The following is a 21,222-nucleotide window of genomic DNA, read 5'->3' as shown; positions in this document are numbered from 1 at the left end:
GTTGATAGCGTAAGGACTCCATTGATAGGAGTTCGGCCATGAGCAATGAAACGCTGAAGGCTCACTTTGAAAAGCAAATTGCTGCTACCGAAAAGGATGTCACGACCTCGAAGCTTGAGAAGAACAAGCTGCTCCACGAGCAAAAGCTGCGCCTGCTTTCAAGCCTGCTGAGGTATGCCGAGGGGCACCCAACCAGAGAAGATGCCATGCTCGCTGATGTCGTCAACGATATGCTGCAAGCCTTGCACCTTCTCGATTCAGACAAAACCTTCCGCGACCACTGAAAGCCGTGAAGCAGCATGGGCAGGCTTTTTACCCGCCCATGCTGCTGATCAGCCCTTGACCGACCGATCGATCGAGAACCCTGCCCAGTCCTGGCTCACCGGCATCAGCTCCAGGCTGTTGATGTTGATGTGCGCCGGCTGGTTGAGAATCCAGAAGATGGTCTCGGCAATATCCTGCGGCTGGATCGGCTCGGCACCTGCGTAGGTGGCGTCGTACTTGGCCTGGTCGCCACCGAAACGCACCAGCGAGAACTCGCTCTCGCACAGCCCCGGCTCGATGTTACTGACGCGCACGCCCGTGCCGCGCAGGTCGCAACGCAGGCTCAGCGAGAACTGCCCGACGAACGCCTTGGTGCCGCCATACACGTTGCTGCCCGGGTACGGGTAATTGCCCGCCACCGACCCGACGTTGAGGATCGACGCACCACGCCCGTGGGCGATCAACCGGGGCAGCAGCAGGCGCGTGGTGTACATCAGGCCCTTGATGTTGGTGTCGACCATGGTTTCCCAGTCGTCCAGGCTGCAGTTCTGCGCCGCATCCACGCCCAGGGCCAGGCCAGCGTTGTTGACCAGGCCACGCAGTTTATCGAACCCAGGCGGCAGGTTACCGATGGCCGCCTCCATGGCGTTGCGGTCGCGCACATCGAGCACCAGCCCGTGCACCTCGGTCTGGGCTGACAGTTCTGCGCACAGCGCATCCAGGCGCTCCTTGCGGCGACCGGTGAGGATCAGCTTCCAGCCGGCCTGTGCAAAACGTCGGGCGGTGGCCTCGCCGAAACCGGAAGTCGCGCCAGTGATGAATACGGTGGACGTCATGCTGTGTTCCTCGCTGTGGATTATTTTCGGCAGGGTTTGCAGCATGCCTTCGTACCACGCAGGCAGCAAGCCATTGAAGCCATTGGTCAAAAAATGATCATACCTGCCAAAGCCGCGTAGCAGAGGGCTTCGCGCCAGCTATGCGCACGTTATCCACAAGGCTTTCCCCACGGATTGGGGGCAACTTATCGAGTTCGCGGAACCCTTTCAGCGATCCACGGCCGGTGGATATCTCTGAGGTGATGGCGCAAGGCTTTCAACCATGCCGCTTGCAGCGGTCTGTCCAAGGTTTTTGCACAGACTTACCCACAGGTTTTACCAGGCCTCGAATGCAGCAGCCTGTGAGTAAAAAACCGTGAAAAATCATCCACAAGGGCAAAGCGATCAAAAAACGATCAACACCCTACAAGGCTTGATAACAAAGGGCTGTAGCGAGGTGCACCCATGTTTTCCACAGGCGGTTCCACATTATCCGTGGGTAAAACAAGGCTGTGGAAACAATGGCTTGAGAAGGGTTTTTGGAGAGGCTGAAGAAGGGTGTGCGACAAGTTGTCCACATTCGGCTTGAAGCACTGGGGCCGCTAGGCGGCCCCAGTGTTACCACTCAGTGCCCGCCCAAATAGGCGCTGCGCACTTCTTCGTTCACCAACAACTCCTGGCCGGTGCCCGTCATGCGGATCTGCCCGTTGACCATCACATACGCCCGGTCCGACAACTTCAGCGCATGGTTGGCGTTCTGCTCAACGAGGAAGATGGTCATCCCCGTCTTGGCCAACTCACGCAAGGTGGCGAAGATCTGCTTGACCACGATCGGCGCCAGCCCCAGCGAGGGCTCATCGAGCAGCAACAGCTTCGGCCGGCTCATCAACGCGCGGGCGATGGCGAGCATCTGCTGCTCGCCCCCCGACATGGTCATGGCCCGCTGGGTGCGCCGCTCCTTCAACCGCGGGAACAGCTCGTACATCCGCTCCATGTCCTCCTTGGCGTATTTGTCGCCAATCGGGATGGTGCCCATCATCAGGTTTTCCTCGACGGTCATGTCGGGGAACACCCGCCGCCCCTCAGGTGACTGCGCAATACCGTTGGAAGCGATGTAATGCGACGACTTGCGGGTGATGTCTGTGCCCCGGTAAACGATGTGCCCCGAAGACGCGCGCGGCTGGCCGAAAATCGACATCAGCAAGGTCGATTTGCCGGCACCGTTGGCACCGATCAGGCTCACCGTCTCGCCTTCGTTGATGTGCATCGACACCTTCTTCAGGGCCTGGATCGGCCCGTAGAACACATCCAGCTCCTTCAGCTCGAGAATGGGTGCACTCATACCAGTTCCTCTTCGTCTGCACCCAGGTAGGCGGCAATCACCGTCGGGTTGTTGCGGATTTCCTGTGGCGCGCCTTCGGCGATCACGTTGCCATGGTCAAGCACGACGATATGGTCGGAAATGCTCATGACCATGCCCATGTCGTGCTCGATCAGCACCACGGTGATGTCGTGCTCGTCACGCAGCACGCGGATCATGCCACTGAGCGCCTCGGTTTCCTGCGGGTTGAGGCCGGCAGCCGGTTCGTCCAGGCAGATGATCTTCGGCCGCGTGCACATGGCCCGGGCGATTTCCAGGCGACGCTGCTGGCCATAAGACAACTCACCGGCCAAGCGGTTGGCGCAATCGACCAGGTCGACCACCTCCAGCCAATAGAACGCATGGTCGAGGGCATCGCTCTCGGCCTTGCGGTAGGCCTTGGTGTTGAGCACCCCGGCCAGCAGGTTGCGGTTGACCCACATGTGCTGGGCCACCAACAGGTTCTCCACCACCGACATTTCCTTGAACAGGCGAATGTTCTGGAAGGTCCGGGCGAGGCCGGCGCGGTTCACCAGGTGGGTGCCGCCGAACATCTTGTAGTACAGGCGGTTGGCAAAGCGCGCGGGCGAAACGAAGTCCGTCGCCTGGAAGCGCTCGCCGAGCAACTGGATGACGTTGGTCTGGCTGCCGCGCACGTTCAGTTCGATACGCCCGCCGCTGGCTTTGTAGAAGCCGGTCAGGCAGTTGAACACCGTGGTCTTGCCCGCACCGTTGGGGCCGATCAGCGCGAAGATCTGGTTGCGCCGGACCTTGAGGCTCACGTCACTCAGCGCCTTGATGCCGCCAAACTGCATCATCAGGTTGTCGACCGACAGAATGATATCGTCGTTCATGGCGCCACTCCTTTACGCGGGACCACACCGGTACGACTGATGCGGATCAGCCCACGCGGTCGCCAGATCATCATCAACACCATCAATACGCCAAACAGCAGCACGCGGTACTCGGAGAAGCTGCGCAGCAGCTCTGGCGCCACGGTCAGCACGAACGCTGCGATCACCACACCGACGGTCGAGCCCATGCCACCCAACACGACGATGGCGAGGATCAGCGCCGACTCGAAGAAAGTGAACGACGACGGGTTGACGAAGCCCTGGTACGTGGCGAAGAACACGCCCGCCAGGCCCGCGGTGGAAGCCCCCAGGGTGAACGCCGAAAGCTTGACCAGCACGTGGTTCAGGCCCATCGAGCGGCAGGCGATCTCGTCTTCACGCAGGGCTTCCCAGGCGCGGCCGACCGGCATGCGGGTCAACCGGTGCTTGATGTACAGCACTGCCAGCACCACCAGGAACAGCACGGCGTAGATGAACACGAACTTCAGGTTGGCGTTGTAATCGATGCCAAGAAACTCATGGATCGGCACCCCACCGTCCTTGGCCCGGCGGCCGAATTCCAGGCCAAAGAAGGTCGGCGACGGTGCCGGCATGCCGTTCGGGCCACCGGTGAACGACAGCCAGTTGTTCAGCACCAGGCGGATGATCTCGCCAAAGCCCAGGGTCACGATCGCCAGGTAGTCACCGTGCATGCGTAACACCGGGAAGCCGAGTATGCACCCCGCCAGCGCCGCCGCGATCGCCGCCAGCGGCAGCACGCTCCAGAAGCCCAGGCCCAGGTACTGGTAGCCTAACGCCAGGCCGTAGGCGCCGATGGCGTAGAACGCCACGTAACCCAGGTCGAGCAGGCCCGCCAGGCCGACCACGATGTTCAGGCCAAGGCCCAGCAACACGTAGATCAGGCCGAGGATGACCACGGTCAGCAGGTACTTGTTGGCAAAGATTGGGAAGACGATGGCAATCACCACCAGCGCCGGGATGATGTAGCGCAGCCGCGACTTGTAGTCCGGCGCGTTCACATGCACGCCCGAGCCACCGTTGTCGAAGCCTTGGAGCATGCGCCGCCCGGCGCCTGTCTGCAGGTACAGGCTGAGCAGGAAGCGCCCGACCATCACCCCGCCAACCAGCCACGCCACGCGGCGGGGTTCGGCGTTGAAGCTGTAGCCGTCGAGCACCACGCCGACGACCGGGCCAAAGACAATGAGCGCCAGCAGGCCGGCGACGAAGGTCTCCAGCAGGCTGCGTTTGAGGTCGAAACCATGGGTTTCGGAAACAGGGGCAGTTTTGGCAGTGGACATGTTCACACCTTAGCCACGAGCGGGCGACCCAGCAGGCCTTGGGGACGGAAGATGAGGATCATCACCAGCAGCGAGAAGCTGAATACGTCCTTGTAGTCGGAGTTGATCAGGCCAGAGAACAGCGACTCGGAGATGCCGAGAATGATGCCGCCGAGCATGGCCCCCGGTAGCGAACCGATGCCGCCCAATACCGCCGCCGTGAACGCCTTGATGCCAATGATGAAGCCGGCATAGAAGTCGAAGGTGCCGTAGTTCATGGTGATCAGCACACCCGCCAGTGCGGCCATGACTGCACCGATGACGAATACGTAGGAAATCACCCGATCGGTGTTGATGCCCAGGATCGAAGCCATCTTGCGATCTTGCTGCGTGGCGCGGCACATGCGGCCGAGCTTGGTGTACTTGATCACATAGGTCAGCAGGCCCATGCCGACGAATGCGGCAATCAGGATGAAGATCTTGGTGTAGGTCAATTGCACGAAGCCGGTGCCGACTTCTACCCGCAAGGCGCCTTCAAGCAGGGTTGGCACGCCCTGCTGGCGGGCGCCCTGGCTGATCTGTGCATAGTTTTGCAGGATCAGCGAGATGCCGATGGCACTGATCAGCGGTGCCAGACGGGTGGAGTTGCGCAGGGGTTTGTAGGCGATGCGTTCGATGGTGAAGCCATAGACGCCCGTGACGACGACGGTGAACAACAGCGTGCCCAGCATCAGAAGCGGGAACGATTCGACGCCGAAATAGGCCAGCAATGCCAGGCTGATCGCCGCGAGGTACGCGGAAATCATATACACCTCGCCGTGCGCGAAGTTGATCATGCCGATGATGCCATAGACCATTGTGTAGCCGATGGCGATCAGGCCATAGACCGACCCGAGGGTCAGGCCGTTGACCAGTTGCTGCAGAAAAATACCATCCATAACGCAATCTCACCTGATTGAGATTGCACGAGCGCCTACCACGGCGGGCCCTGAATGCAGCGGCCCTCGCAGCGCAGAACTGTGCAGATCTACGGATAAAGACAGGTACCGCGGGGCTGCAGCCCGGGGCAGTAAGCACCCGGGCCGGTAGCCGTTATTATTTTTGTTTTTCCAGCTGGTGGTATTTACCGTCTTTGTCCCACTGGTAGACCACGTAGTCGGAGACGGTCAGGTCGCCCTTGCTGTCCCACTTCTTCTCGCCCATGACGGTCTTGACCGGGTTAGCCTTGAGCCATTTGGCGGCGTCTTCGCCTTTGTTCGACTTGGCACCGTTGAACGCGGCGGCAAGCGCCTGCAACGAGGCATAGGCGTACAGGGTGTAGCCTTCAGGCTCGGTACCGTTCTTGCGGAACTCTTCCACCACGGCCTTGCTGTCCGGCAGCAGGCGCGGGTCGGCGCCGAAGGTCATGTACACGCCATCGACGTACTGTGCACCACCCGCCGTGGACACCAGTTCGTCGGTGACGATGCCATCATCGGACATGAACTTGACGTCCTTCAGGCCTTGCTCACGCAGCTGGCGTACCAGTGGGCCGGCCTCTGGGTGCAGGCCACCGAAATAGACCACGTCGGCGCCGGTGGAGCGGATCTTGGTGACCACGGCGCTGAAGTCTTTCTCGCCGCGGGTCAGGCCTTCGTACAGCACAGGCTTCACGCCACGCTTCTCGAGCTGCGCCTTGGTGGCATCGGCCAGGCCTTGGCCGTAGGTGTCCTTGTCGTGCAGCACGGCCACCTTCTTGCCTTTGAGCACATCGACGATGTAGTCACCGGCAACGATGCCCTGCTGGTCGTCACGGCCACACATGCGGAACATGGCGGAAAGGCCGCGCTCGGTCACCTGCGGGTTGGTCGAGCCTGGGGTGATGGCGATCACACCGGCTTCGTCGTACACCTCGGAAGCAGGGATGGTGTTGGAGGAGCAGAAGTGGCCGACCACCCCTGCCACTTTGTCCTGGTCGACCAGGCGGTTGGCCACGGCCACGGCTTGTTTCGGTTCGCAGGCATCATCGCCCTTCACCAGGACGATCTTCTCGCCGTTGACCCCACCTTCGGCGTTGATCTTGTCGGCTGCCGCCTGGGCACCTTTCATGTACTGCTCGCCAAACGCTGCGTTGGCACCGGTCATCGGGCCTGCGACGCCGATCTTGATGTCGGCCTGAACATACGAAGAAATACCCAGTGCCGTAGCGACGGCCAGAGCCAGGAAACCTTTCTTGTAAAACGTCTGCGACATGAGGTGGTGCTCCTAGAGTTTTTTTTGGTTGGCACTACAACTTCTCAACCCTGTGCTCAGAGCAAGGGCCGTGCCATTGGTTTTGTATTCCGGGAAATCACACAGCCAGGGCGGCTGGCAGGCGACCGACGGCCTTTTCTTTATTGAGCGTGCAACCGTCTGCCGCGCGGCAGGCGCCACCACACGTACAGACAAGGAGCAACCGTGAAGTGCCATCATTGCAACCCTGGCAAGTGTTTACGTGCAACCGCCCTGTAACAGCCAACGTCACCGAAGTGCACACCGCTGGTGCGCGACTGCTACAGGCAGCACTGTTTCAAGGCTAGCGGGTGCACGGAAAAACACCTCTGTTTTGGCCGTTATGCCGGCCAGATGGGAGCGGGCTTGCCCGCGAATGGGCCGCAGCAGAAACATGAAAATGCAAAAGGCTGGCACAATGGCCGCCATTCGCCGCTTCCGGAGCCACCCTTGATGAGCGAGAGCGCATTCGCCGAGCGCATCGTGCACAACCTGCTCGACACCGACTTCTACAAACTCACCATGATGCAGGGTGTGCTGCACAACTACCCGGACGCCGACGTGGAATGGGAGTTTCGCTGCCGCAACGGCGAAGACCTGCGCCCTTACCTCGGCGAGATCCGCAACCAGCTCGAACTGCTCAGCGACCTGACCCTGGATGAAGGCCAACTGGGCTTTCTGGAACGTATCAGCTTTCTCAAGCCAGACTTCCTGCGGTTTCTGCGCCTGTTCCGCTTCAACCTGCGCTACGTGCGCATTGGCATCGAAAACGATCAACTGTTCCTACGCCTGCGTGGCCCCTGGCTGCACGTGATCCTGTTTGAAGTGCCCTTGTTGGCCATCATCAGCGAAGTGCGCAACCGCCACCTGCACCCGCACATGCGCCTGGCCGAAGCCCGCGACCAGCTGTACCGCAAGTTCGACTGGCTGCGCGCGCATGCCAGTGACGACGAGCTGGCCGACCTGCAAGTGGCCGATTTCGGCACCCGCCGGCGGTTTTCCAGCCGTGTTCAGGAAGAGGTGGTACGGGTGCTGCGTGATGACTTCCCGGCCCGTTTCGTGGGCACCAGCAACGTCGACCTGGCATGGAAACTGGATATCAAGCCGCTGGGCACCATGGCCCACGAATGGATCATGGCGCACCAACAGCTCGGCCCGCGCTTGATCGACAGCCAGAGCGCCGCGCTGGACTGCTGGGTACGCGAGTACCGCGGCCTGCTGGGCATCGCCCTGACCGACTGCATCACCATGGACGCCTTCCTCGGCGATTTCGATTTGTACTTCGCCAAGCTGTTCGACGGCCTGCGCCACGATTCGGGCGAGCCAGTGGCCTGGGCGGAAAAGGCCATCGTCCATTACCAGAAGCTGGGTATCGACCCGATGACCAAGACCCTGGTGTTTTCCGACGGCCTCAACCTGACCCGTTCGCTGGAAATCTTCCGTGCCCTGCGCGGCCGCATCAACGTCAGTTTCGGCATCGGCACCAACCTGACCTGCGACATACCGGGTGTGGCGCCGATGAACATCGTGCTTAAAATGACCGACTGCAATGGCTCGCCGGTGGCGAAAATCTCTGACGAGGCGGCCAAGACCCAGTGCCGTGACGAGAACTTCGTTGCCTACATGCGCCACGTTTTCAAAATCCCCAGCAAGGAGTAACCCATGCAAGCCGTTCAGCGAGAGATTGCCCAAGCGCTCAAGGTGCAGCCACCGTTCGCCGATGCCGCCGCGCTCGACAACGAAGTGGCTCGGCGCGTGGCGTTCATTAAGGATTGCCTGGCCAATGCCCGGCTCAAGACGCTGGTACTGGGCATCAGTGGCGGTGTCGACTCACTGACCGCTGCCCTGCTTGCCCAGCGCGCGATCAACGAGCTGCGTGCCGAAACCGGCGATAAGGCCTACACCTTCATTGCCGTGCGCTTGCCCTATCAGGTGCAGCATGACGAGCATGACGCCCAAGCGTGCCTTGACGTGATCAAGGCCGATGAAGTGCACACCGTCGACATTGCACCGGCAGTGAAAGCGTTGGCAGCTGAGGTGGTGGAACTGAAAAACGGCTCGCCGACGCTGGTGGACTTCGTTGTCGGCAACCTCAAGGCACGTACCCGTATGGTCGCCCAATACACCATCGCCGGCGCCCGTGCAGGTCTGGTGATCGGCACTGACCATGCCGCCGAAGCGGTGATGGGTTTCTTTACCAAGTTTGGTGATGGTGCCTGCGACCTGGCCCCGCTGAGCGGGCTGGTGAAAAACCAGGTACGGGCCATTGCGCGCCGCTTTGGTGCGCCGGAATCGCTGGTGGAGAAGGTGCCGACAGCGGACCTGGAAGACCTTGAGCCGGGCAAGCCGGACGAGGCGTCACATGGCGTGACGTATGAGCAGATCGATGCGTTCCTGCAGGGGCAGCCGGTTGATCAGGCAGCGTTCGACATCATCGTTGCGACCTACCGCAAGACCCAGCACAAGCGCGAACTGCCGTTCGCGCCTTGATCAGACTGTAGAAGGACCTGTGGGAGCGGGTTTACCCGCGAATGCGATGGTGGAGTCACCGACGCATTCGCGGGTAAACCCGCTCCCACAGGTTACCGCGTCAGCTTTTGATTACTTGACGACAACCTTGCCCTTCATCATCGAGATGTGGCCCGGGAAGGTGCAGAAGAAGCTGTAGTCGCCACCGGCTTCCAGCTTGGACGTGTCGAACTTCACTTCGGTTTCTTTCTCCGGCGCACCGATCATCGCGGTGTGGGCGATGATGTTGGCGTTGTCTTCTTTCAGGTAGCCCTTTTCGATGCCCTGGCTCATGCCTTCAGTGGCAATACCCTGCATGTCAGCCGTCTTGCTGATCACCAGGTTATGGCCCATGACGTTCTTCGGCAGGTTGCCGGAGTGGGTCAGTTTGACGGTGAACTCCTTGCAGCTCTTGTCGACGGTGAATTCCTTGGTGGTATAGGACATCTGGTCCGTCGATTCGACAGTCACCGAGCATTCGGCTGCGAAGACAGAGGCGCTGGCGAGGGTCAGCAGGGATACCGCTACAGCTTTCGCAAACATCATGAATCTCCTTGGCAGGGTTTTATCAATTGCGAGACTGCCTGAAACCGTTCAGCCCCTTTCTGATATGGGTCAAGGGGGTGTCAAGTGGCCAGCCAGTAGAATTGTTCAATGGATTGTATACAACCAATCTAAGGGCACATCATGCCCTTTTATTGGAGGATGGGACAACCTCTCATTTAGGAGCAATACCAAATGCGCATTTCCAGCTTCATGAACAGCCTGCTTGCCGCCTATGCCCAGGGTGCCACGGGTGCTGTCTGCGAATTCTCCCGGCCGGAATGACACCGGCCTTGGAACGGCCAGGCATGCGCCGTACCCTGTCATCCTGAGTGATTGGAGATAAGCAATGCGTGTACGTTCCGTGTGTGTCTTCTGCGGCGCCAGCATCGGCGCCAACCCTGCTTACCGTGAAGCGGCCGTCGCCCTGGGCCAGGCCATCGCCCGGCGCGGCCTGACCCTGGTTTATGGTGGCGGCGCTGTCGGCTTGATGGGCATCGTGGCCGATGCTGCCATGGCTGCGGGCGGCGAAGTGGTCGGGATCATCCCGCAAAGCCTGCTGGACGCCGAGGTGGGCCACAAGGGCCTGAGCCGCCTGGAGGTGGTCGATGGCATGCACGCGCGCAAGGCGCGCATGGCCGAACTCAGCGATGCCTTCATTGCGCTGCCGGGTGGGCTGGGTACGCTGGAGGAGTTGTTCGAGGTGTGGACCTGGGGGCAACTGGGCTATCACGCCAAGCCGCTGGGCCTGCTCGATGTGAATGGCTTTTATGAAAAGCTGGGCGGGTTCCTTGACCATATCGTCGAGGAAGGCTTCGTGCGGCCGCAGCATCGGGCGATGTTGCTGCTGGGGCAGCAGGCGGATGCATTGCTGGATGGGATGAGTGAATTCGTCGCGCCGGTAGCGCCGAAGTGGGTCGACAAGCAGCCGGATTGAACTGAAAGGGGCTGCTTTGCAGCCCATCGCAGGCAAGCCAGCTCCTACAGATACAATGCAGCATTCAAGGCCTGCGCTGTACCTGTAGGAGCTGGCTTGCCTGCGATGGGCCGCAAAGCGGCCCCCTTCAAGCCTCAGCGCGGAATAACGGGCTGACGCGGCTTCTTACCCTTGCCGCCACCCTTGGCCGCTTCCTTGCGCTCTTTGGCCGCCTGCTGGTTGCGGGCAAATGCCTCGGCCTTGGCCTTCTCACGCTTGTCCCACGGCTTGCTGCCATCGCTGCCACGCGGTGGCAGGCCGGTGTGCTGGGTCAGGATCTTCTGCTCCTTGGCCACCTTGTGGCTGCCAGCCGGCGTCGAGTTCTTGCGGCGGGCGCTCTGGTAGCTGTCGGACTGCGGCTGGTGCAGCGGAATCAGCTGGTGCTTGCCCGGCCCGATCAAATCGGCACGGCCCATGCGCTCCAGCGCCTCACGCAGCATCGGCCAGCCCTTCGGATCGTGATAGCGCAAGAACGCCTTGTGCAGACGGCGCTGCTCCTCGCTCTTGACGATCTCCACGCCTTCGCTCTTGTAGGTCACCTTGCGCAGCGGGTTCTTGCCCGAGTGGTACATGGCCGTGGCCGACGCCATGGGCGACGGGTAGAAGGCCTGCACCTGGTCAGCGCGGAAGCCGTTGCCCTTGAGCCACAGGGCCAGGTTCATCATGTCTTCGTCGGTGGTGCCTGGGTGCGCGGCAATGAAGTACGGGATCAGGTACTGCTCCTTGCCCGCCTCTTTCGAGAACTTCTCGAACATGCGCTTGAAGCGGTCATAGGTGCCGATGCCCGGCTTCATCATCTTGTCCAGCGGGCCACGCTCGGTGTGCTCCGGGGCAATCTTCAGGTAGCCGCCCACGTGGTGGGTGACCAGCTCCTTGACGTACTCCGGCGACTCGACCGCCAGGTCATAACGCAGGCCCGAGGCGATCAGGATCTTCTTCACACCCGGCAAAGCACGCGCCTTGCGGTACAGCTCGATCAACGAGCTGTGGTCGGTGTTGAGGTTTTCACAGATACCCGGGAACACGCACGACGGCTTGCGGCAGTGCTTCTCGATCTCGTGGCTCTTACAGGCGATGCGGTACATGTTGGCGGTCGGGCCGCCAAGGTCGGAAACCACGCCGGTGAAGCCCGGCACCTTGTCACGCATCTCCTCGATCTCGTTCAGGATCGACTCGTGGGAGCGGTTCTGGATGATGCGACCTTCGTGCTCGGTGATCGAGCAGAAGGTGCAGCCACCGAAGCAGCCACGCATGATGTTCACCGAGAAGCGGATCATCTCGTACGCCGGGATGCGCTCTTTGCCATAGGCCGGGTGCGGAACACGTGCGTAAGGCATGCCAAACACGTAGTCCATTTCTTCGGTGGTCATGGGGATGGGTGGCGGGTTGAACCACACGTCCACTTCGCCATGCTTCTGCACCAGGGCGCGGGCGTTGCCTGGGTTGGTTTCCAGGTGCAGCACGCGGTTGGCGTGGGCATACAGCACCGGGTCGTTACGCACCTTCTCGAACGACGGCAGGCGGATCACCGACTTGTCGCGGGTCATGCCCGGGCTGTCGAGAATCTGCACCACCTTGGCTTCGTTCGGGTCTTCCACGTCACCTTTGGCTTGTTCGATGGCACACGCCTGGGTGTCTTGGGTGTTGACGTAGGGGTTGATGATCTTGTCGACGCGGCCAGGGCGGTCGATGCGGGTGGAGTCGATCTCGAACCAGCCCTGCGGCGTGTCACGGCGCACGAACGCGGTGCCGCGCACGTCGGTGATGTGTTCGATGCTCTCACCCTGGGACAGGCGCTGGGCGACTTCGACAATGGCCCGCTCGGCGTTGCCGTACAGCAGGATGTCGGCGCTGGCGTCGATCAGGATCGAATGGCGGACCTTGTCCTGCCAGTAGTCATAATGGGCGATGCGGCGCAGCGAAGCCTCGATGCCACCAAGCACGATCGGCACGTGCTTGTAGGCTTCCTTGCAACGCTGGCTGTACACCAGGCTGGCGCGGTCCGGGCGCTTGCCGGCCATGCCGCCTGGGGTGTAGGCGTCGTCGGAACGGATCTTCTTGTCCGCGGTGTAGCGGTTGATCATCGAATCCATGTTGCCGGCCGCGACGCCGAAGAACAGGTTCGGCTCGCCCAGCTTCATGAAGTCGTCTTTGGACTGCCAGTTTGGCTGGGCGATGATGCCCACGCGGAAGCCCTGGGCCTCCAGCAGACGGCCGATGATGGCCATGCCGAACGACGCGTGGTCGACGTAGGCGTCCCCGGTCACGATGATGATGTCGCAGGAATCCCAGCCGAGCTGATCCATCTCCTCCCTGCTCATGGGCAGGAACGGTGCTGGCCCGAAGCATTCGGCCCAGTACTTGGGATAGTCGTAGAGTGGTTTGGCTGCTTGCATGTCAGTGACCGGTTCTGGTGTTCAGGGAAATCGCGGGCGCGGAATATAGCACAAATTTTGATCAAATCCGACGGCAGAGGTCGGATTCATCTGCAATACGCAAACCCTGCGTTTATTCGTCGTCGTCGAAGTTGTACATACCCGGCGCGAGGTTCTCGAAGCGGGTGTACTTGCCGATGAAGGCCAGGCGGATGAAGCCGATGGGGCCGTTACGCTGTTTACCGATGATGATCTCGGCAATGCCCTTGTGCTCGGTTTCCGGGTGATACACCTCGTCGCGGTAGACGAACATGATCACGTCGGCGTCCTGCTCGATTGCACCCGATTCACGCAAGTCGGAGTTCACCGGGCGCTTGTTCGGCCGCTGTTCCAGGGAGCGGTTCAGCTGCGACAGGGCGATGACCGGGCAGTTGAATTCCTTGGCCAGGGCCTTGAGCGAGCGGGAGATCTCAGAAATCTCGTTGGTCCGGTTGTCGCCGGCAGAACCCGGGATCTGCATCAGCTGCAGGTAGTCGACCATGATCATGCCAATTTCACCGTGCTCACGCGCCAGGCGGCGGGTGCGCGCACGCATTTCCGACGGGCTGATGCCGGCGGTATCGTCGATGAACAGCTTGCGGTCGTTGAGCAGGTTGACCGCCGAGGTCAGGCGCGGCCAGTCGTCGTCGTCCAGCTGGCCGGAACGGACTTTGGTCTGGTCGATGCGGCCGAGGGACGAGAGCATACGCATGATCAGCGATTCGCCTGGCATCTCGAGGGAGAACACCAGCACCGCCTTGTCGCTGCGCAGCACGGCGTTTTCCACCAGGTTCATGGCGAAGGTGGTCTTACCCATCGATGGACGGCCGGCGACGATGATCAGGTCGGCTGCCTGCAAGCCACTGGTCTTCTCGTCCAGGTCGGTATACCCGGTGGAGATACCCGTGATATCGCTGTCGGAGTTGAACAGCGTGTCGATCCGGTCGATGGCCTTGGTCAACAGCTCGTTGACCCCTACCGGGCCACCGGTCTTCGGCCGGGCCTCGGCGATCTGGAAGATCTGCCGTTCGGCGTCGTCAAGGATCTCTTCGGCGTTGCGCCCTTGCGGGTTGAACGCGTTGTCGGCGATGTCGGTGCTGATGCTGATCAGCTGACGCAACGTGGCCCGCTCGCGAATGATCGCGGCGTAGGCCTTGATGTTGGCCACCGACGGGGTGTTCTTGGCCAGCTCCGCCAGGTAGGCCAGGCCGCCGACTTGCGACGACACGCCCTCCTTGTCCAACTGCTCGTGCAACGTGACCACATCGAACGGATGGTTCAGGTCGACCAGCTTGTGGATGGCGCGGAAGATCAGGCGGTGGTCATGCCGATAGAAATCGCCATCCGACACCTGATCCAGTACCCGCTCCCAGGCGTTGTTGTCCAGCATCAGGCCACCGAGCACAGCCTGTTCGGCCTCGATGGAATGCGGCGGCACCTTCAGGGATGCGGTTTGCAGGTCAAGCTGTTCGGAGGTGGTGATCTCGTTCATGGCCACGAATAAATTCTGGGGGACGAAAAAGACAAAGGGCACGGCCTGTGAAAGACAGGACCGTGCCCGATGTTAACCGGCTGGGCCGCGTGCGGCCAGCCAGTCAGCGCAGCTTAGGCAGCTACGACGACCACACGTACGGTGGCTTCAACGTCGCTGTGCAGGTGCACGGCTACATCGTATTCGCCAACCTGACGGATGGTGCCGTTCGGCAGACGAACTTCAGCTTTGGCCACTTCAACGCCGGAGGCGGTCAGGGCGTCAGCGATGTCGTGGGTGCCGATCGAACCGAACAGCTTGCCTTCGTCGCCAGCGGTGGCAGTGATGGTCACTTCCAGCTCAGCCAGTTGGGCAGCGCGGCTTTCAGCCGACGATTTACGGTCAGCAGCTGCTTTTTCCAGCTCGGCGCGACGCTCTTCGAACGCAGCCAGGTTGGCGGCGTTGGCAACGGTGGCCTTGCCGAATGGCAGCAGGAAGTTACGGCCGTAACCAGCCTTAACTTTTACTTTGTCGCCCAGGTTGCCCAGGTTAGCGACTTTTTCCAGCAGGATCAGTTCCATTTGGTAAAACCTCTTAACTTTTAACCTTCACCGTTCGCGGAGTCATTCCCCTCAGGGGACTTGCGACCGCGAAAATCAATCAGGCTGTCGACAATGGCCAAAACCACGAGCAACGGATAAATCAGCTGCATGATCAGCGGCAGCGTCACGTACATGCCCACCAGCCAGAAACCGGCCAATCGGCCCTGTGCCACCAGCCCATGCATCAAGGCGATGCCGGCCAGGACGAGCACCAGGCTGGACGCAGAGGCCAGGACGATGAACTGCGGCCCGATGAACGGACCCAGCACCATCATGGCCACCAAAGCCAGCATGGTTACCCGCGGCAACTTCAAGGCGCGAAACTCGCGACCGAAGCCTCCAGGGTTGTACAACGCAGCCTGCCAATAACGCGCCAGCATCAAAGCCAGCACGCTGAACAGCTGCAGCATCACCGCCGTTGAAGCGACCAGCACAGGGCCGATCAGCTCACCGGGGATCACCGGCTTGCCTTCGATTTGTGGCAGGGCTTGTACAAGCGCCTTGGCCAACACCTCGAAGGTTTCACGCAGTACCGTGTCCAGGATGAGGCTGTAAACCAGCCCCAACACAACACTGAACATCAACACCCGGCTCCAGGAATGCCCGGCACGCAACAAGGCGGCCAGCCCCAGCGTCCCCAACAGCACCAGCAAGGTACTGGGGTCGCCAAAGGCCCAGATGGCCACCGCGGGCAAAAGCCCAAACGCGATGACCGTTGAAGCATCCTTGAACCCGCGCCGCAGAAGCACGAGGCTTCCGGCAGCGGCACTCAACCAGAACAACAGCGGTAACACTGCACTGATGACCACCACCAGGGTGGCCTGCACACGACCGCGCATGATGAAATCAGCTAACGCTCGCATGCTTATCCCTTACTGCTTGTCGACGACCCGGTCTCAGCGGCCGTGGCTGTCGGTGTAGGGCAGCAGGGCCAGGAAGCGGGCGCGCTTGATAGCGGTAGCCAGCTGACGCTGATAACGAGCTTTGGTACCGGTGATACGGCTTGGAACGATCTTGCCGGTTTCGGATACGTAAGCTTTCAGGGTGTTGAGATCTTTGAAGTCGATCTCTTTCACGTCTTCAGCAGTGAAGCGGCAGAATTTACGACGACGGAAGAAACGTGCCATGTAATAGGCTCCTCAAAAGGTCCGTGGATTACTCGTCAGCGTTATCGCTGGAGTCGCTGTCATTGCTGTCATCGCCTTCGGCGGAGTCAGCATGCTCAGGACGCTCACGACGCTCACGGCGCTCGCTGCGGTTCTCTTCTGCCTTCAGCATCTCGGACTGACCGGTTACGGCTTCGTCGCGACGGATGACCAGGTTACGGATCACGGCATCGTTGTAGCGGAAGTTGTCTTCCAGCTCGGCCAGGGCCTTGCCGGTGCACTCAACGTTCAGCATCACGTAGTGAGCCTTGTGAACATTGTTGATTGCGTAGGCCAGTTGACGACGGCCCCAGTCTTCCAGGCGGTGGATTTTGCCACCATCTTCTTCGATCAGCTTGGTGTAACGCTCAACCATGCCGCCGACTTGCTCGCTCTGGTCCGGGTGAACCAGAAAGATGATTTCGTAATGACGCATGAATGCTCCTTACGGGTTAGTAGTCTGCCAGAACGCTGGTCAGACAAGGAGTGAATGACACTGTATGTCTTGCCATGGAGGGGAGGCACATGAGCGCCTGCCAGCTCGGCAAGGGGCGCAATTGTAGAGAAGGCGGGGCGGACAAGCAAGGTAATTGGCGATTATTTGAACAGCCCGAAACACTTTAGCCTGCACTGGCCGCTTCGCGGGTAAACCCGCTCCTACAGGGATCTCAGCGAACCCTGTGGGAGCGGGTTTACCCGCGAAGAGGCCCGCGCAGGTATGAATCAGCGCTTGGCTTGACGCTGGCGCACTGCCTCGAACAAGCAAACACCGGTCGCCACCGAAACGTTCAGGCTGCTGACGCTACCGCCCATCGGCAACTTGACCAGGAAATCGCAATGCTCACGGGTCAGGCGGCGCATGCCTTTGCCTTCTGCGCCCATGATCATCACCAGCGGCCCGGTCAGGTCCTGTTGGTAGATTTCCTGCTCGGCCTCACCGGCCGTGCCGACCACCCACAGGCCACGCTGCTGAAGCTTTTCAAGCGTGCGCGCCAGGTTGGTCACGGCCACCAACGGAATCACTTCCGCAGCGCCGCAGGCGACCTTGCGCACCACCGGCGTCAGGGTCGCTGACTTGTCCTTGGGCACCACCACCGCCGTTGCGCCGGCGGCATCGGCGGTGCGCAGGCAGGCGCCGAGGTTGTGCGGGTCGGTGACGCCGTCCAGGACCAGAATCAGCGGTGGCGTTTCGGTGCGCTCGAGCAACTCCTCGAGCATCAACTCACCCCACACCTGGCTCGGGCTGACCTCGGCAACCACACCCTGGTGCACACCTTCGACCCAGGCATCCAGCTCGCGGCGTTCGGCCTGGCCGACCGCTACGCGGTTTTCTGCGGCCAGCTCCAGCAACTTCTGCAGGCGCGGCTCACTGCGCCCTTCCGACAGCCAGACCTGCTTGACCCGCTTGGGGTGGTGCTGCAACAACGCCTGCACGGCGTGTACGCCGTAGATCTTTTCCAGCTGACTCATGACTTGCTCTTGCTCTTGCGGGGCGCACCGGACTTCGGCGGGCCTTTGCGATGCTTGGTCGGCTTGCCGGATGGCTTGCCACCCTTCTCCGACTTGCTGCCGGCACTGCTGCGAGCGTCGGTCATCAACGCCTTCTTCATCTCGCGGCTCTTGCGCACTTCAGCGTTGCGCTGCACGGCATCTTTAGGGAAATAGGCCTCGGACGCCTCGCTCTTGCGGCTGCGCGGCTTGGGCGTGGCTTTCGCCTCGGTGGCCGGCTGCGGCTGCTCGGGCTTGCCGTCTGCGGACGCCGCGGCGCCACGCTGCTTGCGACCGATCGGCCCGCTGAGGGTCTTCTCGGAGACTTCGAAGTCGATCTTGCGCTCGTCCAGGTCAACGCGCATGACCTTGACTTCGATCGTGTCGCCCAAGCGGAAGCTGCGCCCGGTACGCTCGCCGGACAGGCGATGATGAACCGGGTCGAAGTGGTAGTAGTCGCCCGGCAGCGCACTGACGTGCACCAGGCCTTCTACGTAGATGTCCGTCAGCTCGACGAACAAGCCGAAACCGGTCACCGCGGTAATCACACCCGGGAAGGTCTCGCCCACACGGTCCTTCATGAACTCGCACTTGAGCCAGTTGACCACATCGCGCGTCGCCTCGTCGGCACGGCGTTCGGTCATCGAGCACTGCTCGCCGAGTTGCTCGAGGGTGTTCTCGTCGTACGGGTAGATGCGCGCCTTGGGAATGCTCATGGCACCAGCACGCTTGACGTGCGGGGTATCCACCTTGGAGCGGATGATGCTGCGGATGGCACGGTGCACCAGCAGGTCCGGGTAACGACGAATCGGCGAGGTGAAGTGGGTGTAAGCCTCGTAATTCAGGCCGAAGTGGCCGTTGTTGTCGGTGCTGTACACCGCCTGGCTCAGCGAGCGCAGCATCACGGTCTGGATCAGGTGGAAGTCTGGGCGCTCGGAAATGCTCGCCAGCAGGGCCTGGTAATCCTTCGGCGACGGGTCCTTGCCTTTGTGCAGCGACAAGCCCAGCTCACCGAGGAAGGCGCGCAGTTTTTCCAGGCGCTCCGGCGGCGGGCCATCGTGCACGCGGTACAGGGCCGGCACGCCGTGCTTTTGCAGGAACTCGGCGGTGGCCACGTTGGCCGCCAGCATGCACTCCTCGATCAGCTTGTGGGCATCGTTGCGCACGGTCGGGCGGATCTCGGCGATCTTGCGTTGATCGCCAAAGATGATGCGGGTTTCTTGGGTCTCGAAGTCAATCGCGCCGCGGGTGTGGCGCGCGTCCAGCAGCACCTTGTAGAGCGCGTAGAGGCTCTTCAGGTCCGGCAGGACTTCCTTGTACTCCTCGCGCAGCGCCTTCCCTTCACGGGTGCGGGCATGCTCGAGCATGCTGCTGACCTTGTTGTAGGTCAGGCGGGCATGGGAGTGGATCACGCCTTCGTAGAACTGGTAGTCGACCATCTGGCCGGCTTTGTTGATGGTCATTTCGCAGACCATGGCCAGGCGATCGACGTGCGGGTTCAGCGAGCACAGGCCGTTGGACAGCTCTTCGGGGAGCATCGGCACCACGCGCTCGGGGAAGTACACCGAGTTGCCACGCTGCTGGGCTTCGACGTCCAGGGCAGAACCCAGGCGCACGTAGCTGGAAACGTCGGCAATCGCCACGTACAGGCGCCAGCCACCGGAGAACAGGCGCAGCTTGCCCAGCGGCTCGCAATACACCGCATCGTCGAAGTCGCGGGCATCTTCGCCGTCGATGGTGACGAAAGGCAGGTGGCGCAGGTCGATGCGCTTTTCCTTGTCCTTCTCTTCCACTTCGGAGCGGAACTTGCGCGCCTCCTTGACCACGTCATCGGGCCAGACGTGCGGGATGTCGTAGCTGCGCAGGGCAACGTCGATTTCCATGCCCGGCGCCATGTAGTTGCCGATCACTTCGATCACATCGCCTTGCGGCTGGAAGCGCGGGGTGGGCCAGTGCGTGATCTTGATCTCGACGAACTGGCCGATCTTGGCGCCGCCATTGCGACCGGCGGTCACCAGCACTTCTTGCTGGATCTTCGGGTTGTCCGGCGTCACGTAGCCGATACCGCCCTCTTCGAAGTAACGCCCGACCACGCTTTCATGCGCGCGGGAGATGACTTCTACCAATACACCTTCACGGCGGCCACGGCGGTCGGTGCCGGACACACGCGCCAGGGCGCGGTCGCCATCGAATACCAGGCGCATCTGCGAAGGGCTGAGGAACAGGTCGTCGCTCTTGTCATCAGGGATGAGGAAGCCAAAACCGTCGCGGTGGCCGGAAATGCGGCCACAGATAAGGTCCAGCTTATCTACCGGGGCATAGGTGCCACGCCGGGTATAGATAAGCTGGCCGTCGCGCTCCATGGCACGCAGGCGGCGGCGCAGGGCTTCAATCTGGTCTTCCTCGTACAGACCGAATTCTGCCGCCAGCTCCTCGCGGGCGGCCGGCTCGCCACGATCGGCAAGACGCTGGAGGATCAGCTCACGGCTGGGGATAGGGTTGTCGTATTTTTCCGCTTCGCGAGCGGCCTCGGGATCGAGGGATTGCCAATCGGCCATCAGAAGGGGTTCACCTTGGGGTATATAGATAGGAATTCTGGCATAGGCGTATTGAAACCGGAAATGACAGCCTTGGACAGCCCCCCGGCGATGAGCCGAGGAAGGTGTAATAGGGCTGAAGAATCAACAAGTTGAAAATTTTGAAATTTTTTTTGATCAGGGGGTTTACAGCCCTCAGGACCGTCCGTATAGTGCGCACCACAACGACGGACAGACGACGTTGTAGTTGAGATGAAACGCGATGTAAAGCATCATGTGACCTCGACGAAATGTGTGCCCAGGTGGCGGAATTGGTAGACGCGCTGGTTTCAGGTATCAGTGACTTAACGGTCGTGGAAGTTCGAGTCTTCTCCTGGGCACCAAGTATTATCAAGTAATAGATGACCAAGGATCTATTACTACTGTGTGAAAGCGAACGATAGTCGCCTTCACCAGCTGATGTAAAGCTTTGCCCAGGTGGCGGAATTGGTAGACGCGCTGGTTTCAGGTATCAGTGACTTAACGGTCGTGGAAGTTCGAGTCTTCTCCTGGGCACCATATAAAAACCCACTAGCTTGCTAGTGGGTTTTTTCTTGCCTGCGTTTTTTGTTCCACCCGCTACGCCCTCCCCTCCGGCCAAAAATTCAGCTGCTCGACGATCGTCTGCCCATGAATTTCTTGTCACACGGCCACTTGAGAAACGATTTCGTTTACCATT

The 21,222-nt window shown here is 60.8% G+C and carries 19 protein-coding genes and 2 tRNA genes; 6 read left to right on the top strand and 15 right to left on the bottom strand.

All coding sequences use genetic code 11. From position 1 onward, the window contains the following. Positions 1 to 38 precede the first annotated feature (38 nt). Positions 39 to 284 carry a hypothetical protein gene (locus QOS90_RS03395; protein WP_033693924.1) on the top strand — a complete coding sequence of 82 codons (246 nt, stop codon included), beginning with the start codon at positions 39 to 41 and terminating at the stop codon, positions 282 to 284. Positions 285 to 332: 48 nt separating this feature from the next. On the opposite strand, the gene QOS90_RS03390 is transcribed toward QOS90_RS03395, so the two are convergent. From QOS90_RS03390 to QOS90_RS03365, 6 genes are all read right to left on the bottom strand, one after another. Beyond that, positions 333 to 1,100 (bottom strand): SDR family oxidoreductase, encoded by a 768-nt coding sequence (locus QOS90_RS03390; protein ID WP_027592552.1) that lies wholly within the window; start codon positions 1,098 to 1,100, stop codon positions 333 to 335. Between the two features lie 604 nt (positions 1,101 to 1,704). Continuing rightward, positions 1,705 to 2,421, bottom strand: coding sequence for an ABC transporter ATP-binding protein (locus QOS90_RS03385; RefSeq protein ID WP_027592551.1), 717 nt, complete (start codon positions 2,419 to 2,421; stop codon positions 1,705 to 1,707). Continuing rightward, on the bottom strand, positions 2,418 to 3,293 hold the full coding sequence (locus tag QOS90_RS03380) for an ABC transporter ATP-binding protein (protein WP_027592550.1): 876 nt from the start codon (positions 3,291 to 3,293) through the stop codon (positions 2,418 to 2,420). The genes QOS90_RS03385 and QOS90_RS03380 overlap by 4 nt, the downstream gene beginning before the upstream one ends. Continuing rightward, on the bottom strand, positions 3,290 to 4,591 hold the full coding sequence (livM, locus tag QOS90_RS03375; protein ID WP_027592549.1) for a high-affinity branched-chain amino acid ABC transporter permease LivM: 1,302 nt from the start codon (positions 4,589 to 4,591) through the stop codon (positions 3,290 to 3,292). Before livM ends, QOS90_RS03380 begins: the two co-directional genes overlap by 4 nt. 2 nt (positions 4,592 to 4,593) lie before the next feature. Next, the gene (locus QOS90_RS03370) at positions 4,594 to 5,508 is read right to left on the bottom strand and encodes an ABC transporter permease subunit (protein WP_016489422.1); all 915 of its coding nucleotides are present in this window, start codon (positions 5,506 to 5,508) and stop codon (positions 4,594 to 4,596) included. A 157-nt stretch (positions 5,509 to 5,665) separates the two neighbouring features. Further along, positions 5,666 to 6,802 (bottom strand): branched-chain amino acid ABC transporter substrate-binding protein, encoded by a 1,137-nt coding sequence (locus QOS90_RS03365; protein ID WP_027592548.1) that lies wholly within the window; start codon positions 6,800 to 6,802, stop codon positions 5,666 to 5,668. Positions 6,803 to 7,273: 471 nt separating this feature from the next. On the opposite strand from QOS90_RS03365, the gene pncB reads away from it, so the two are divergent. Beyond that, entirely contained in the window at positions 7,274 to 8,479 is a 1,206-nt protein-coding gene (pncB, locus tag QOS90_RS03360; RefSeq protein WP_085272316.1) for a nicotinate phosphoribosyltransferase, read from the top strand. A gap of 3 nt (positions 8,480 to 8,482) precedes the next feature. Beyond that, positions 8,483 to 9,310, top strand: coding sequence for an NAD(+) synthase (gene nadE / locus QOS90_RS03355; protein WP_085272315.1), 828 nt, complete (start codon positions 8,483 to 8,485; stop codon positions 9,308 to 9,310). 111 nt (positions 9,311 to 9,421) lie between these two features. On the opposite strand, the gene azu is transcribed toward nadE, so the two are convergent. After that, the gene (azu, locus tag QOS90_RS03350) at positions 9,422 to 9,871 is read right to left on the bottom strand and encodes an azurin (RefSeq protein WP_043198099.1); all 450 of its coding nucleotides are present in this window, start codon (positions 9,869 to 9,871) and stop codon (positions 9,422 to 9,424) included. Positions 9,872 to 10,220: 349 nt separating this feature from the next. On the opposite strand from azu, the gene QOS90_RS03345 reads away from it, so the two are divergent. Then, entirely contained in the window at positions 10,221 to 10,808 is a 588-nt protein-coding gene (locus tag QOS90_RS03345; RefSeq protein WP_085272314.1) for a cytokinin riboside 5'-monophosphate phosphoribohydrolase, read from the top strand. 134 nt (positions 10,809 to 10,942) lie between these two features. Here QOS90_RS03345 and QOS90_RS03340 read toward each other — a convergent pair whose 3' ends face one another. From QOS90_RS03340 to rnr, 8 genes are all read right to left on the bottom strand, one after another. Then, positions 10,943 to 13,243 carry a YgiQ family radical SAM protein gene (locus QOS90_RS03340; protein ID WP_085272313.1) on the bottom strand — a complete coding sequence of 767 codons (2,301 nt, stop codon included), beginning with the start codon at positions 13,241 to 13,243 and terminating at the stop codon, positions 10,943 to 10,945. A 112-nt stretch (positions 13,244 to 13,355) separates the two neighbouring features. Further along, a complete protein-coding gene (gene dnaB / locus QOS90_RS03335) occupies positions 13,356 to 14,753 on the bottom strand; it encodes a replicative DNA helicase (protein WP_027592542.1) in 1,398 nt (465 codons plus the stop codon). Between the two features lie 113 nt (positions 14,754 to 14,866). Continuing rightward, positions 14,867 to 15,313, bottom strand: a complete 447-nt coding sequence (gene rplI, locus QOS90_RS03330) for a 50S ribosomal protein L9 (RefSeq protein ID WP_012316464.1) — start codon at positions 15,311 to 15,313, stop codon at positions 14,867 to 14,869. Between the two features lie 20 nt (positions 15,314 to 15,333). Then, on the bottom strand, positions 15,334 to 16,197 hold the full coding sequence (locus tag QOS90_RS03325; protein ID WP_085272312.1) for a hypothetical protein: 864 nt from the start codon (positions 16,195 to 16,197) through the stop codon (positions 15,334 to 15,336). A 33-nt stretch (positions 16,198 to 16,230) separates the two neighbouring features. Continuing rightward, positions 16,231 to 16,461 (bottom strand): 30S ribosomal protein S18, encoded by a 231-nt coding sequence (gene rpsR, locus QOS90_RS03320; RefSeq protein ID WP_003249563.1) that lies wholly within the window; start codon positions 16,459 to 16,461, stop codon positions 16,231 to 16,233. A 28-nt stretch (positions 16,462 to 16,489) separates the two neighbouring features. Continuing rightward, positions 16,490 to 16,915, bottom strand: coding sequence for a 30S ribosomal protein S6 (gene rpsF, locus QOS90_RS03315; RefSeq protein ID WP_003249557.1), 426 nt, complete (start codon positions 16,913 to 16,915; stop codon positions 16,490 to 16,492). A 287-nt stretch (positions 16,916 to 17,202) separates the two neighbouring features. Beyond that, the gene (rlmB, locus tag QOS90_RS03310) at positions 17,203 to 17,949 is read right to left on the bottom strand and encodes a 23S rRNA (guanosine(2251)-2'-O)-methyltransferase RlmB (protein WP_027592540.1); all 747 of its coding nucleotides are present in this window, start codon (positions 17,947 to 17,949) and stop codon (positions 17,203 to 17,205) included. Continuing rightward, positions 17,946 to 20,525, bottom strand: coding sequence for a ribonuclease R (rnr, locus tag QOS90_RS03305; protein ID WP_085272311.1), 2,580 nt, complete (start codon positions 20,523 to 20,525; stop codon positions 17,946 to 17,948). The genes rlmB and rnr overlap by 4 nt, the downstream gene beginning before the upstream one ends. Positions 20,526 to 20,800: 275 nt before the next feature. On the opposite strand from rnr, the gene QOS90_RS03300 reads away from it, so the two are divergent. Further along, a tRNA-Leu gene (locus QOS90_RS03300) sits at positions 20,801 to 20,887 on the top strand. Positions 20,888 to 20,975: 88 nt separating this feature from the next. Further along, positions 20,976 to 21,062: transfer RNA gene (locus QOS90_RS03295), tRNA-Leu, on the top strand. Positions 21,063 to 21,222 lie beyond the last annotated feature (160 nt).

It is taken from the genome of Pseudomonas sp. LAIL14HWK12:I10 (genome assembly GCF_900184205.1).
Classification (GTDB): domain Bacteria; phylum Pseudomonadota; class Gammaproteobacteria; order Pseudomonadales; family Pseudomonadaceae; genus Aquipseudomonas; species Aquipseudomonas kermanshahensis.
The sequence above is the reverse complement of the archived record's forward strand: the minus strand, read 5'-3'. Positions and strand labels throughout refer to the sequence as shown.